This is a genomic window from Arthrobacter sp. zg-Y750 (genome assembly GCF_020907365.1).
Classification (GTDB): Bacteria; Actinomycetota; Actinomycetes; order Actinomycetales; family Micrococcaceae; genus Arthrobacter_B.
Window position 1 is genome coordinate 26,927 of the sequence record NZ_JAJJOC010000017.1, and the last position, 13,986, is coordinate 40,912.

14 protein-coding genes are annotated in these 13,986 nt (G+C 68.0%); 7 read left to right on the forward strand and 7 right to left on the reverse strand.

What is annotated here, in order from left to right; genetic code table 11:
• Positions 1–54: 54 nt before the first annotated feature.
• Both LOC57_RS12560 and LOC57_RS12565 read left to right on the forward strand, forming a co-directional pair.
• A complete protein-coding gene (locus LOC57_RS12560) occupies positions 55–915 on the forward strand; it encodes a DUF1684 domain-containing protein (RefSeq protein WP_229960130.1) in 861 nt (286 codons plus the stop codon).
• Positions 916–993: 78 nt separating this feature from the next.
• Positions 994–1,470, forward strand: coding sequence for a hypothetical protein (locus LOC57_RS12565; RefSeq protein WP_229960132.1), 477 nt, complete (start codon positions 994–996; stop codon positions 1,468–1,470).
• Positions 1,471–1,480: 10 nt separating this feature from the next.
• Here LOC57_RS12565 and LOC57_RS12570 read toward each other — a convergent pair whose 3' ends face one another.
• From LOC57_RS12570 to LOC57_RS12590, 5 genes are all read right to left on the reverse strand, one after another.
• Positions 1,481–4,528: an alpha-mannosidase gene (locus tag LOC57_RS12570; RefSeq protein WP_229960134.1), complete on the reverse strand. Its 3,048-nt coding sequence runs from the start codon at positions 4,526–4,528 to the stop codon at positions 1,481–1,483.
• A 92-nt stretch (positions 4,529–4,620) separates the two neighbouring features.
• Positions 4,621–5,040, reverse strand: a complete 420-nt coding sequence (locus tag LOC57_RS12575; protein WP_227913559.1) for a hypothetical protein — start codon at positions 5,038–5,040, stop codon at positions 4,621–4,623.
• A 102-nt stretch (positions 5,041–5,142) separates the two neighbouring features.
• Entirely contained in the window at positions 5,143–5,685 is a 543-nt protein-coding gene (locus LOC57_RS12580; protein ID WP_227913560.1) for a hypothetical protein, read from the reverse strand.
• Positions 5,682–6,056: a hypothetical protein gene (locus LOC57_RS12585; protein WP_229960136.1), complete on the reverse strand. Its 375-nt coding sequence runs from the start codon at positions 6,054–6,056 to the stop codon at positions 5,682–5,684. Before LOC57_RS12585 ends, LOC57_RS12580 begins: the two co-directional genes overlap by 4 nt.
• 316 nt (positions 6,057–6,372) lie before the next feature.
• Positions 6,373–7,371 carry a patatin-like phospholipase family protein gene (locus LOC57_RS12590; protein ID WP_227913562.1) on the reverse strand — a complete coding sequence of 333 codons (999 nt, stop codon included), beginning with the start codon at positions 7,369–7,371 and terminating at the stop codon, positions 6,373–6,375.
• Between the two features lie 134 nt (positions 7,372–7,505).
• Here LOC57_RS12590 and LOC57_RS12595 point away from each other — a divergent pair, with 134 nt between their 5' ends.
• Positions 7,506–8,108, forward strand: a complete 603-nt coding sequence (locus LOC57_RS12595; RefSeq protein WP_229960137.1) for a GNAT family N-acetyltransferase — start codon at positions 7,506–7,508, stop codon at positions 8,106–8,108.
• Positions 8,029–8,703: a GNAT family N-acetyltransferase gene (locus tag LOC57_RS12600; RefSeq protein WP_227913564.1), complete on the forward strand. Its 675-nt coding sequence runs from the start codon at positions 8,029–8,031 to the stop codon at positions 8,701–8,703. The genes LOC57_RS12595 and LOC57_RS12600 overlap by 80 nt, the downstream gene beginning before the upstream one ends.
• On the opposite strand, the gene LOC57_RS12605 is transcribed toward LOC57_RS12600, so the two are convergent.
• Positions 8,700–9,782: a PLP-dependent cysteine synthase family protein gene (locus LOC57_RS12605; RefSeq protein WP_227913565.1), complete on the reverse strand. Its 1,083-nt coding sequence runs from the start codon at positions 9,780–9,782 to the stop codon at positions 8,700–8,702. The genes LOC57_RS12600 and LOC57_RS12605 overlap by 4 nt on opposite strands.
• A gap of 10 nt (positions 9,783–9,792) precedes the next feature.
• Positions 9,793–11,064 (reverse strand): MFS transporter, encoded by a 1,272-nt coding sequence (locus LOC57_RS12610; RefSeq protein ID WP_229960139.1) that lies wholly within the window; start codon positions 11,062–11,064, stop codon positions 9,793–9,795.
• 201 nt (positions 11,065–11,265) lie between these two features.
• Here LOC57_RS12610 and LOC57_RS12615 point away from each other — a divergent pair, with 201 nt between their 5' ends.
• The 3 genes from LOC57_RS12615 (at position 11,266) to LOC57_RS12625 (ending at position 13,906) form a co-directional block, all read left to right on the forward strand.
• Positions 11,266–12,438, forward strand: coding sequence for an SDR family oxidoreductase (locus LOC57_RS12615; protein WP_229960141.1), 1,173 nt, complete (start codon positions 11,266–11,268; stop codon positions 12,436–12,438).
• Between the two features lie 41 nt (positions 12,439–12,479).
• The gene (locus LOC57_RS12620) at positions 12,480–13,409 is read left to right on the forward strand and encodes an NADP-dependent oxidoreductase (protein ID WP_229960143.1); all 930 of its coding nucleotides are present in this window, start codon (positions 12,480–12,482) and stop codon (positions 13,407–13,409) included.
• Positions 13,410–13,654: 245 nt separating this feature from the next.
• Positions 13,655–13,906 carry a hypothetical protein gene (locus LOC57_RS12625; RefSeq protein ID WP_227913569.1) on the forward strand — a complete coding sequence of 84 codons (252 nt, stop codon included), beginning with the start codon at positions 13,655–13,657 and terminating at the stop codon, positions 13,904–13,906.
• Positions 13,907–13,986 lie beyond the last annotated feature (80 nt).

Below are 13,986 nucleotides of genomic sequence, written 5' to 3' on the forward strand. Positions count from 1 at the left end.
CGGGTTGCAGCGCTGCATTCCGGGGAAACGGACGGATCTGGGGATACTGGTTCCATGAGCATTGACGACAAAGCCCGCACTGAGTGGCTCCGCTTCTGCGAACGGCGCAATGCGTCCCTGGCAGAGGAGCACGGATGGCTCAGCCTGTCCGGTTTTTATTGGCTGCCGGAGCACCCCGCCAAGATCGAGGGCCTGCCCGGGCTCTGGTCCGGGTCCGACGACGGCGCGGTGCTGGCGGCCGCTGCCGCTGACGGCCTGCGGGTGCTGGCCTCTGGTGAACCGGCACAGGGCCGGCTGACGACGTCGTTGGCGGACGAGGAATCACTGAACTGGGTCGGGTTCCGGGCCGGAAGCGGCGGGCAGGTTGTGCTGGAACTTGCCCGCAGGGCCGGGCGGTATGCGCTGCGTCCCCGTGACGCTGCCTCGCCCGTGCGGACGTCTTTTGGCGGCGTGCCCGTCTACGAATACGCGCCGGAGTGGGTTCTTTCCGGCCGGTTCGAACCGTACCGCCAGCCCGCGGAAGTGCCCATCCGGACGGCCCATCCGGAAGTTCCGGGGGTACAGCGTTCCGTGGGCGAGGTTCTCTTGTTCCTGCCAGGGGATGCAGCCGAACACCGGTTGCAGGTCAGCGCCGCCGGTCCGGGCACCCTCAACCTGACCTTCCACGACAAGACCAACGGCAGATCAACGGCCGGGTGGCGCAGCCTGACGTTCCCCGCCCCTGCACCCGGCGCTGAAGCCGGAACCGGAACCGGGGCAGGCACAGCGACGGGAGGCACCGTAGTCCTGGACTTCAACTTCGCCGTGAACTATCCCAGCGCCTTCACTGAATTCGGCACCTGCCCCATGCCCGTCGACGGCAACCGGATTGGTGCAGCCGTGGAAGCCGGCGAGAAGCGCCCGGACGCCGTCTAACCTGCCTCTGGTGGTTGCAGGGCCCAAAGTGGGCACCACCCCTGCCCCTGTCTCCGCTGCGGCGGTAGCGTTGGCCGCATGAGCGATCGTCAGCCCCAGCGGCACAGCTCCGAGAAGGCCCCCGCCGGCTCTGCTCCGGCGGCGAAACGCGGCGCCGAAAAGGCCACTGCTGCTGACCGCGACGCGGAGAAACAGTGGCAGGTCATGGAACGGGACGGCGGGCTGTTTACCGTCTCGCAGATAGCCCAGCGGCTGGGGTTCGGCGGCGGACAGAACGCCATGGCGCGCCAGCTCACCGGCAAGGGCCGGATACTGGCCGTCCAGCGCGGCGGGCATTTCCTGTATCCGGGGTTCCAGTTCGAGCCTGCCGGCGGGCGGGTCATCCCTGCAGTCAAGGATGTCATCCGGATGGGACGCTACGCCGGCTGGCCGGACGAGCAGATTGCCCTGTGGTTTTATACCCCCAACCGGCAGCTGTCCGGCAAACGCCCTGTCGACGTGCGGGAGAACGAGGAACAGCTGCTGAGGGTGGCGGAAGAGAACATCTCAAAGTAGAACCCCGGTGTCAGGCCCGGCGGAAACGCAGTGTGACCAGTTCAAAGGGCCGCAGCCGCAGCACCGGTCCGGCAGCTCCGGAGACCGCCCCGGATACCTCCCCGGATACCTCCCCGCCCAGCACATCCGATTCGACCGTACGTTCCAGCAGGTCGGTGGCCTCGACCGCCGTGTATGGGAAGTCAGTGCGCAGCTGGGCCCCCGCCCGGCTGCCGTGCGCTTCGTAGAGCCGCACCACCACGTCCCCGCTGCGGTCCTCGGCCAGCTTCACCGTTTCCACCACCACCGCAGGACTGCTGACCCTGATCAGCGGTGCCAGGTGGGTCCGGGCCGTTCCGGTCACGGTGCGCAGCGGCAGGTTCAGCCTGTAGCCCTCCGCCACGGCATCAGGAATCCCGGAGGCGGGCCGAAGCGAATACCGGAACCGGTGCAACCCCTGGTCGGTGTCCGGATCCGGAAACAGCGGTGCCCGGAGCAGGGACACCCGCACCATGGTGCAGGGCCGCCCGTCCACCACCTCGCGGAAAGTGTCATGTCCATAGGTTGAATCGTTGGCCACGACGACGCCGAAGCCCGGCTCGCCCACATGGATCCACCGGTGCGCCACGGTTTCAAACCGGGCCGCATCCCAGGAGGTGTTGGCATGGGTGGGCCGGAAGATATGGCCGAACTGGATTTCCGACGCCGCCCGGTCGGCATGCACGTCCAGCGGGAAGGCCAGCTTGAGCAGTTTTTGCCGCTCGTGCCAGTCCACCTCCAGGTCCAGGTCCACCGCTGAACCGTCCGGGCTCAGCGACACCCGCTCGGTGATCCGGGAGTGCCCGAAGGAACGTTCAATCCGCAGCACCCGTCCGCCTGCTTCCGGCACCATGGCCTCGGGCTGCATCAGATCCGTACTGCTGAAGCGGTAGTGCGCGTCCAAGTCCCAGGCATCCCATTGGTTGGGAGTGTCGCGGAAGAGCTGGAACAGGTTCCCGGGCCGGCCGGGCGGGAACGCCTCCCGGCCGGAGCCGGACTCGATCAGGGAACTGAACAATCCGTCGGCAGTAACCTGCAGCCGCAGCCGGCCGCTGCTGATGCGCCAGCCGCCGCCGGACGGTTCCCACGTCCCCGTCCCCGGCCCCGGCACCGGTCCCGCGCCCGACGCCGGCGTCCCCTCCAGCGGATACGGCCCCGCATTCAACACCGCCGATTCAGCGCCCTCCCCCAGCAGCGCCTGCGCCGCGTTGCCGATCAGCACTTCCAGTTCCGCGGCCACCCGGACATAGTTCCGCTCCGCCTCCTGATGGACCCATGCGATGGAGGTGCCGGGCAGGATGTCGTGGAACTGCTGCAGCAGTACCGTCTGCCAGGCCAGTTCCAGCTCGCGGTAGGGATAGGCGGCACCGGTACGGAGTGTGGCGGCCGCGGACCACAGTTCGGCCTCGTGCAGCAGGGCCTCGCTGCGGCGGTTTCCTTTTTTGGTGTTGGCCTGGCTGGTGTAGGTGCCGCGGTGGAACTCCAGGTACAGCTCACCGGACCACACGGGCGGGTCCGCCAGTTCTGCCGCGGCCGCCGTGAAGAACTGTTCGGGGGTGGCGAGCCGGACAGTCGGGGAGCCTTCCAGGGACTGCGTCCGGTGCGCGGCGGCGAGCATTTCCCTGGTGGGTCCGCCGCCGCCGTCACCCCAGCCGAAGGGCACCAGTGAACTGTTGGCGAACCCCTTCTCCGCGAACTGCCGCTGCGCCCGTGCCAGTTCCTGCCCGGACAATTCAGCGTTGTACGTGTCCACCGGCGGAAAATGGGTAAACAGCTGCGTGCCGTCGATGCCTTCCCAGCGGAAGGTCGAGTGCGGCATGGTGTTGGTTTCGTTCCAGGAGATCTTCTGGGTCAGGAACCAGCGTGCTCCCGCAGCCCGCGCGATCTGGGGCAGCGCGGCGGAGTAGCCGAAGGAATCCGGCAACCACACCACTTCCGGTTCCACCCCCAGCTGCTCCCGGAAGAACCGTTTTCCGGCTACGAACTGGCGGGCCAGGGATTCCCCGGAGGGCATGTTGGTGTCCGATTCCACCCACATCCCGCCGGTTGGCACAAACCTGCCTTCACGCACCCGTTCGGCCACCCGGGCGAACAGCTCCGGATAGTGCTCCTGCAGCCAGGCGTACTGCTGGGCGGAGGACGCCGTGAAAACGAACTCCGGTTCCGTGTCCATCAGCTCCAGCACGTTGGCGAACGTCCGGGCCACCTTCCGGACGGTTTCGCGCACCGGCCACAGCCAGGCCGAGTCAATGTGGGAGTGCCCGACGGCGTATATCCGGTGCGCGCTTGCATAGGCGGGTGAGTACAACACGGGCGCCAACTGCTGCCGTGCGGCCGCTGCAGTACCTGGCACGTCCGCAGGGTCCACGGCAGTGACTGCCCGTTCCAGGGCCCGCAGGATCTCATACCGCCGCGGCAGATCCATGGGCAGTTCGTGCATCAGCCCGTTCAGGGTCCAAAAGTCCCGGACCAGGTTCCACACGCCGGCATCGAACAGGGCGACGTCGGCGGACCGGAAGACATACAGCGGCGCCTCCCCCGCGGTGTTCCGGTCTCCCAGCGGCGTAGGGGCGAAGGTGAACCCTGCGGCGACATTCGGGTTCGACGCCGCCTCCACGTAAAACTCAAAGGCCTCGCCAGGTGCCTGGGGCAGGGGAACAAACATGTTCCTCGGCTCCACCGCCTTCACAATGCCGCCGTCCGGCGTGTAGACCAGCGCCTCGGGCCCGAATCCAGGACCACCCCCGGGGAACCCCAGGTCGATCAACAGCTCTGCCCGGTTTCCGTTGCCCGGTTCCCAGCCTTCCGGCACGGTACCGGACACCCGGAACCAGGTGGTCCCCCAGGGTGCGCCCCACGGCGAACCGGTGCTGAAGGGCCGGTAGTCCCGGCCCACCGCCAGGGAGAACGGCACCGGTTCCCCCGGCGCCTCCCAGACCGCGAGCGCCGCCGCCTGCCGCTCGCGCCATACCCGCCCCGGCAGACGTTCACGCAGGAAGCGGTTGATTCGGGCCTCGACCAGCTCACGGTTCTCGTGCATGCAGTGCCCCTTGGCTACTCCCGGCAGTGGGTCCGCCCGAGGCTAGTACATCCGGTGCCGTTTGAGCTACGCCCGGGAGGCTGCGGGGCCCCTTACAGGGCGATGGCCGCTTCCATCTCGCGCACGAAGTCTTCGGTCTCGGCGGCGTTGCGGAATCCGTAGGAGACCTCACGCACCGCTTCCTGCCGGGTGGACGGGACCGCGTAATACTTGGTCGCCGCGAAATTGCCGGGTTCTTCCACCGGCTCCACCAGGGGTTTGTGGTTCAGCTGCGCGAACTGGCGCAGGGTCGGGTCAATCCGCCACTGCCCGGTTTCCACCCAGAAATGGTCCCCCATCCCCGAGCTGCCGCTGGCGACCCGGATGCCTTCCATGCCGCTGCGCGCCAGAAGCCAGGCCAGCGTAAACGACGTCGGAGCACCCAGCCCGGAACCGTAGGGAATATGGTCTTCGGCCACAGCGGCTGCCCGTTCGGCGAGGCTGATGGCGTCCTGGAGGCTGAGAGTTTGCATACCTCCATGATCCCAGCCGGAACGGGGGTCCGTTGCCGGGGCGCCGGCCGAGACTCAGGCAGCCCGGCAACCCCGGCAGCGGGTGTAGTCACCCGTGTGCTGTCAGGACGCGGCCCGGCCGGGTTCCGGGCGCCGCATCCGGTCCGTGGCACGGCGCACCGACGGATCACGTTCGGCGTTCTGCAGCAGGCGGTCGAAGTCCGCCAAGCCCACGTCCCCGCACCGGTAGGACAGCCGGGCCTCAGGCCGGCTGCCTGCAGGAGTTGGCTTCCGCCGGCCGGTGAGGGCGATGCGCAGCTGCCCGCCGCCGTCGTCGTTAATCTGCAGCTGCCGTGTTGCCGCCAGCTCCCGCACGCCCCGGGTATCGACGGCGGGTGCGTTGTAGAAGTATTCGCGGACTACACGGGTCAGGGACTCGGCGTCGGTGCGGTCCTGGCGGGGCCAGCGGACCAGCTTGTCGGTGGCTGCCTGCACCGGGTGGAGGATGAAGCCGAACCCGATAAGCACCGTCACCAGGTCCCCGCCGCCCAGGAAGAGGAACAGCATGGCGGCCATGCTCAGTCCGGCGACCGTGCGCAGCGAATGGCTCCGCCGCGGGCTGAGCGGTATGGGGACCAAAACCGGACTGGTCTGTGCGGGCATCATGACCAGCCGCCCTTCAGCCCCGCCAGCGCCTCGGCTTCGTGGGCGAGCCGCGCAGCTTCGTGCAGCTCCCGGTCATATCTGCTTCGGCTGTGGATCAGGGGATCCTGTTCGGCCCCTGCTTCCAGCAGACGCAGCCGGTTCCGGTGGTTCTCCGCAGTCTGGGCCAGCTTCAGCTGGGATTTGGAACTTGTTAGCTTGTGCATCAATTCCTCCACACGGGATTCCTTGGTACGGACAACGTCAAAGTGGTGACGAGCCGTGGCTTCGATGCGCACCGCGAGGTCATACATGCGGTGCGCGGTTTGGGCGAGGCTGACAGCCTGGCCGCCGGCCAGATGCTCCTCGGCTATGACGGCTTCCAGGCTTTTCATGCGGGTTTCATAGGACCGCGTAACGGCACCGTAGTGCCGCACCACCTCCCATGCCGCCCGGGCCTGGTTCCGAAGCACCTCCTGACTCGCCGCCGTGGCGGCAATCGCCGCGTCAAGCCGGTCGCAGGTTTGGGTGTAATTGTCTGCGGGTTGCCCGGTCCCGAACTGCACATGCACTATTCGACGGACCCGCCTCAAGTTTTCGCCCACAGCTGCCTCTCTCATCGCCGGATCGGGAAGAGTTGCCGATACAGGGCGCTGCACAACAGCACTTTTCCCATAATTCTTCCGCTGATTACTTCCGCCGCCAAGGCCCTCACCCCTCCGGAAGCTGCCGGGCCAGCCGGTCCAGGTCCGCGGACGTGTCCTGCACCATCTTCTCGGCGGTCGCTATCAGGCCCTCCAAGTTGTCTTGGCTGGCATCGTCGGACGCATTGCTGGCCGCTGGCAGCAGGTCTGTCTGGATCCGGACATACCTGTCGCCCAGGATCAGCTGCAGGCAATCCCGGGCCAATTGTCCGGGCCCGCTCAACACCATGGCCAGGTCTTTTTCCAGGACCTGCAGTTCGGGGGTCTGCTGGGTCTGTTCCGCGCCCAGCCGCAGCCCCGCGTTACGGGTCCCGGTGCTGGTCCCGGTGCCCAGGGAGACCAGCAGGACGCCGTCCACAGCCTGCGGCAATACCGAACCCAGCGAATATCCCAGCAGTGCGGGATCATCAGCAGCCAGCCCGCCGTCTGCCAGTTGCCGGGCCGTCCCCTCCGGATCGGTGTAGGGCACCGCCGGGAAGTACCGGGGCAGCGACGCCGTTGCCTGGGCCGCCAGCGCCATGGATGCGTCGCCCAGGACAGAGGGTTCCAGCCCGCCGCCGGCAAAGTACAGGGCTTCGGTGCGGGCGAGGTCGCAGGTGGTCACTGCTACCGGCCGGACCGCCCGGGACAGGGGCTCATCACCAAGTGCCTCCCCCAGATAATGCTGCAGGGGTTCAGCAGCGTAGCGCGGGGCACCGGCATACTGGTCCGCGGTTTGAGGGGCACCGGCCTGCGGATCTCCGGCGTGCGGATCTCCGGGATCCTGGGGGAAAATTTCCTCGGCGCTGTCCAGATTCAACTGCCGCACCTCGTCGGCGCTGTACGGCGTTCCTCCGTTCCGCGGCGAGACCAGCGCGAGGGCAGCCATGCCGCCGGCCGAGGTGCCCACCACCAGGTCAAAGAGGTCAGCCGTCCGCCGTCCGGTCTGTTCCTCCAGCGCCATCAGCCAGGTGATTGGAATGATGCCGCGGATGCCACCACCGTCAATCGAAAGAATACGAAGCATAAACGGCTCCTGACGGCGGCAGCGGTGGTCCGGTCCCATTAACCCTGCCCGCCCCGGCATAGCCGGTCAATGGAGCGGGCCGTTTCCGGCACCTGCTCTCCGGCACTGCGGGACGGGTGTGGCAGACTGCGGGCATGCAAATCCATCCTGCCCCGCTGCTGGCCGGGTCCTTCCGCGTGCGCCGGGCCTGCCGGGCCGACGTCGGGCCGATCGCGGCGCTATTGGAGGCAGACACGCTCGGGTCGCCGGAAGCACCGCACCCCAATCTGGACACCTACCGGCGCACCTTCGAAGCCATCGATGCGGACCCCGCCCATTTCCTCGCCGTCGTTGAGGACGGCGCCGGAACCATTGCGGCCACTGCCCAGCTGACTCTGCTCCCGTGCCTGGCGGCCGGAGCCGTAACCCGGCTGCAGGTGGAGGCGGTGCATGTTCGCGCCGATCTCCGGTCACGCGGTCTGGGAGCTGCACTGATGGACTGGGCCCTTGTCCAAGGGCGGCAAAACGGTGCCGGACTGGCCCAGCTCACTTCCAATCTCAGGCGCGAAGACGCGCACCGGTTTTACCGAAGCCTTGGCTTCGAGCCCACACACATCGGGTTCAAGCACCACCTCACCGCGAACCCCAAGGAAACCGGCACCGAGCAGGAGGACCACAATGTCCCGCACAATCGGAACGGTGAGCCCGAACGGCGGGACACTGACAGTCCGGCCCGCCAACCAGGGCTCCCCGGCTGATCTGCAGGCCGTCTTCGCCGGGCGCGGGGACCCGCACCGCTGCCAGTGCCAGTGGTTCAAGGCCAGCCGGGAGCAGTGGCGGGCCATGCCGCAGGAAGAGCGGGCTTACCGGCTGCGGCAACAGGCCAACTGCGGCAGCCCTGACGCCGGATCAACCAGCGGGCTGCTGGCGTATCTGGACGCCGAACCTGTTGGCTGGTGCGCGGTGGAACCGCGCACCGCCTATCCCCGGCTGGAACGGCTGCGGGTTCCGTGGAGCGGGCGGACAGAAGACAAGACCGACGATGGCGTCTGGGCCGTCACCTGCTTCGTCACCCGGACGGGCTACCGGCGTCAGGGGGTGAGCTATGCACTGGCACGGGGTGCCGTCGGATTCGCCCGGGAGCGGGGAGCCAGGGCCCTGGAGGGCTACCCCATGCTGACCGAGCCGGGAAAGGAGGTGGCCTGGGGCGAACTGTTCGTAGGCAGCCGCAGTGTTTTCGATGCCGCTGGGTTCACGGAGGTCAGCCATCCCACCCTGCGGCGGGTAGTGATGCGGATCGATTTTGAGGCCGCGGCGCCTTCGTTCCCGGACACCGCCGGAGTTTCCCCCTAGGGCGCGGGCCACTTTCCGGTGGCGAAGAGTTCCTGCAGCCGGGCCTCTGCGGGAGCCGGATCCAGGCCCCGGGAAGCCAGCCAGTCGTCGTCGCCGTAAGACGCCGCATAGCGGTCCCCCGAATCGCACATCAGCGACACGATGCTGCCGGCCTTGCCCTGTGCTTCCATCTCGGCGGCGAGCTGCCATACGCCCCAGAGGTTGGTGCCCGTGGACGGCCCCGCATGCAGCCCGGCCACACTCCGCAGGTGCCTTGCAGCGGCCACGGAGGCGGCGTCGGGCACCTGGATCATGTGGTCGATCACGGCCGGAATGAAGCTCGGTTCAGGGCGCGGCCGGCCGATCCCCTCGATCCGGGACGGTCCGCCCACGGCGGGCACATCGGGGGTCTGCCAGGCGGGGAAGAAGGCCGAACGTTCCGGGTCCACCACCGCCAGCCGGGTGGGATAACGGTGGTAGCGGATGTACCGGCCCAGGGTCGCGCTGGTCCCGCCGGTGCCAGCGCCCACCACAATCCATTCGGGCACCGGATGCTCCTCCAGCGACAGCTGGGAAAAGATCGATTCGGCAATGTTGTTGTTGCCGCGCCAATCCGTGGCCCGCTCGGCGTAGGTGAACTGGTCCATATAGTGGCCGCCGGTGCTGCGGGCAAGGTCCTCGGCTGCGGCGTAGACCTCGGAAGGATCGTCCACAAAGTGGCAGCTGCCGCCGTACTGCTGGATCAGCGCGATCTTCTCCGCACTGGTGGTCCTGGTCATCACGGCGATGAACGGCACGCCCAGCAGCTGCGCAAAGTAGGCTTCGGATACGGCCGTGGACCCGCTGGAAGCCTCCACCACGGTGGTGCCTTCCCGGATCCAGCCGTTCACCAGTCCAAAGAGGAACAGGGACCTGGCCAGCCGGTGCTTGAGGCTGCCGGTCCGGTGCGTCGACTCGTCCTTGAGGTACACCTTGACCGCCCAGCCCGTGGGCACCGGAATTTGGAACAGGTGTGTGTCGGCGGAACGTGCCGCCTCGGCTTCGATCCGGCGGATGGCGTCTTCGGCCCAGCTGCGGTCCCGACTGGTATGGCTATTCACCTTCCCCACCCTACGTGGCGGCAGCCACCTCATCCGGCAGCTCGGCAGGCGTCGGGCCGCCCCGGCGTGGAACCCCCATCCGCAACAGGAATACGCCCTGCAGCAGGGCAATGGCCACGGCCGCCCAGAGCGTCGGCACGGCACCGGCCACGGCCAGCAGCATCGCACCCAGAAGCCCGCCAACCACAAAACTGCCCTGGGTGATGGTCCGGCGGGTGGCCGAGAACCGGGAGAGCATCGCGTCAGGGGTCAGCTGAGTGAACAGCGCCGTGCCGTTGACGCTCATGAATCCCAGCGCAAGTCCGAACAGCGTGAAGGAGACCCCTATGCTGGGCACCGCAAGCTGCGGCCACAGAGCGGCGAGCGGAATCAGGGCAAAGTTCAGCGGCATCATCAGGCCGGCAAGCAGCATGGCACGCAACGGCCCGATCGCCCGTCCTAGTCTCGGAGCGGCCACCGCGCCCAGGATCCCGCCGACGGCGCTGACGGACCAGACGGCACCGAAAACAGCCGGATCCAATGCCAGCTCCTCCAAGATGAACCAGGTTTCCGCGGCCTGGTACAGCCCCGCAGCAAAGTTGTTCGTAGCCGTGGTCAGGACCATGGCCAGCAGCAGCCGATGGCCGGTCATGAACCGCCAGCCGTCCGCGACGGCGGCTCGGACGGACGGGCGCTCAGTTTTCGCCGTGCCCGGTTCGTCGTCGGGCAGCCGGGCCAGGCCGACGGCGGCCACCAGCTGGGCCAGGGCGCTCAGCCCCAGCGCGGCGGGTGCCGGCAGCAGCTTCACCAGCTGCCCGGTGGCTGCCGGACCGACCAAGGAGATCACCTGGTCGGTTGCCATCAGGGATGAGGCGGCCTCAGGAATCCGCGGCCTTCCCACCAGTATGGGCAGCAGCGATGTCTGGGCGGCCATGAAAAACGAGTCCGCAATACTCACTACCACCAGCACCGCCAGCAGCTGCCATGCAGCCAACCAGCCCAGGCAGAACAAGGCCACGGCGCAGCCGTACGCAGCCGCCCGGATCCAGGTCATCGTGAACATGGTCCGGCGCCGGCCCCAGCGGTCCACCGCTACTCCGGCCACCAGCCCGAACAGCAGCGGCCCCGCGCTGCTCAGCGGCGCGACCAGGCCTACCTCGGCCTCGGTGGCGTCCAGGACGGTGATCATTGCTACCGAGACGGCGAACATGGCCACTGCATGCCCGGCACGCTCCACCGCGTTGGCCAGCCACAGCCCCCGGAAGGCACGCTTGGACCAGATGGAACCCGATGTGCTGCCCAATGCCGCTCCCCCGCTAGCCCGTCTGTTCACCCGGAGAGCGGACTGACCGGCACCAACGGGTCCAGTCACCCTAAGAGACCAGCGGCCGGGAAGTGCGCAAGACCACGGTGCGCCGCCCCGCAGGCATTTTCATAAGTACCCTGATAATCGTTATGGTCAAAGGGAACCATTCCGTACAGCAGGTCAGCACCAGGAGGACCGATGAATCAGGACAACGTCTCCGAAACCGCCGAATCGCACGCCGGCGCCAACCCGTTGCCCGGCATCATCGAGCAGGACCAGGCACGTTCGGCCGAGCAGGCAGCACCGGACCGGCCCTCATCCGGTGTGGTCCTCGTGGCGGGTGCCGGCGGCGTCATCGGACGGCATGCCGCGGACGAGTATGCCCGCCGCGGCTGGAAGGTCCGCGGTGCCAGCCGCCGCCCGGTCCCGGGCGCCGCATGGGAGCACCTCTCCGTGGACCTCCTCGACGCCGGCACGGCCCGCGACGGTCTTGCCGCGGCGTCGGACACCACACACCTGGTGTTCGGCGCCTACATTGAGCGCCCGACGTCGGCCGAACTATCCGAGGTCAACACAGCCCTGCTGCGCAACACCTTGGACGCGCTGCGCTCGGCCGGTGCTCCGCTGCGCCACGTGACGCTGTACCAGGGCGGCAAGGCCTATGGCGCGCATCTGGGCTATTTCAACGCTCCGGCGAAGGAACGCGACCCGCGGCTGATCCAGCCCAACTTCTATTACGACCAGGAAGACCTGCTCCGCCAGGCAGCCCGGGAGCGCGGATTCGAACTCACCGTGCTGCGCCCGGAAGGCGTGATCGGTTACGCCACCGGCAACCCCATGAACCTGCTGATGGCCATTGCCGTGTATGCCGCCGTCAGCCGGGAACTGGGCCAGCCGCTGCGCTTCCCCGGCACGGTGGCCGCCTACGATGCGCTCTACCAGGTCACCGATGCCGAGCTGCTGGCCCGGGCCGCGGTCTGGTCCGGGTCGGAGCCGGCGGCCGCCGGGGAAATCTTCAACATCACCAACGGTGACCAGTTCCGGTGGCGGCAGCTCTGGCCGGCATTCGCTAAGCATTTCGGCATGGACTACGCCGAACCGCAGCCCGTTCCCCTGGTGGACGCCATGCCGCAGTACGCCGAGCTGTGGGAGCAGATGACCGAGCGGTACGGCCTGCAGCAGACACCGTATGCGGATTTGGTGCGCTGGGAGTTCGCCGACTTCATTTTCCGCTCGGAGTTCGACAACGTTTCTTCCACCATCAAGGCACGGCAGGCCGGTTTCGGCGACTGCCTGGATTCGGAGGACCGCTTCCTGGAGCTCTTCGACGCCCTGGCAGCACAGAAAATCATTCCTGGCCCCGCCGCCTGACCTGTTCCGAAACCACCGGCACCACCCAAGAGGAGTTCCCCGTGAAGATTGTTGGCGTCCGCACCTTCGGCGGCCCCGAGGTCCTGGAGATCCTCGAGGCGCCCGAGCCGCATGCCGGCCGGGGCGAAATCCGCATCCGTGTCCGCGCGGCCGCGGTAAGCCCTACGGACACGGTGCTGCGCTCCGGCGCCCAGGATATGGGCAGCATGGAACCGCCCTACATTCCCGGCATGGACGCTGCCGGTGTGGTGGACGAGGTGGGCGACGGCGCCCGGTGGCGGATCGGTGACGAGGTCATGGCCCTGGCCCTGCCCCGGGAAGGACGCCGCGGCGCCTACGCCCAGTACCTGGTGGCCCCGGCAGACTCCGTTGCCCGCATTCCGGGCGGCATCGGCCTGGAGGCTGCCTCCACCCTGCCAATGAACGGCCTGACCGCCGTCCAGACCCTGGAAAAGCTGGCCCTGCCCGAGGGGAAGGTCCTGGCCGTCACGGGTGCGGCCGGAACACTGGGGAACTACCTGGTCCAGCTGGCGAAGGAGGCCGGGCTCACCGTGGTGGCCGACGCAGCGGACAAGGACGCCGATCTCGTCTCCGCCCTGGGTGCCGACTATGTGGTGGAGCGCGGCGACGACGTCGCGGAGCGGATCCTCGAACTCTTCCCCGAGGGTGTCGACGCCGTCGCTGACGCTGCCGTCATGAACGGGTTGGCTGCCCGGGCGGTGCGCGACGCCGGCGGGTTCGCCACCTACCGCGGATGGGACGGTGATCCCGGCCGCGGCGTGAGGGTGCATCCGATCCGGGTGGTTCAGGAATACCATTCCGGCGCGAAACTGGACCGGCTGCGCGCCCTGGCCGAGGCTGACCTGCTGAGCCCGCGGATTGCCGACGTCATGCCGGCCGAGCGGGCCGCCGAAGCCCACCGGCGGCTGGAAGCCGGCGGGCTGCGCGGCCGGATTGTGCTCACCTTCTAACGGTTTTTACGGCAGGGGGTATCCCCGGCACGCGCGGCACTGCTAGGGTCCGGGGCATGAAGATTCTGACTTTCGAGTAGCGCGCTGCTGCGCCCTCTCGAACTTTCGCAGACAACCATTTCCAGCTTGTTGAGGCGCGGCCTCCGAGTCCTTCCGTCTGCACTTCCCGCTTGCGGCCACGCTCTTTGGCCTGCCCGCGGAAGGCCCGTGCCGGCGTCGACGGCGCCAGTGACAGGAGTACCACCATGCGTGCACCAAAAAAGAAGGCAACCACCAGCCCGCTGCATGTTTCACCGGAATTATCCGGGCAGGCAGCGGACCTGCACATCAACCTGGCCCCTTCGGCCGAGGCACAGCTCGGAGGAGACGGACGCGACCGTCCTGCTCCCCCGGCTGAAGCCGGCCTGCCCGGCTGGCAGAGCCTGGGCAAGGACACCAAGCCCACCCGGGCCCACACCACCCGGCAAGGCCCCCGCGAGCGCAAGGTCCGCTGGTAGGCGTAGCCGCTCCACGGTTGGAGCCACGGCCGGGGGGGGGCCGGGGGGGGGGGGCCGGGGGGGGGGGGGGGCGGGGGCGG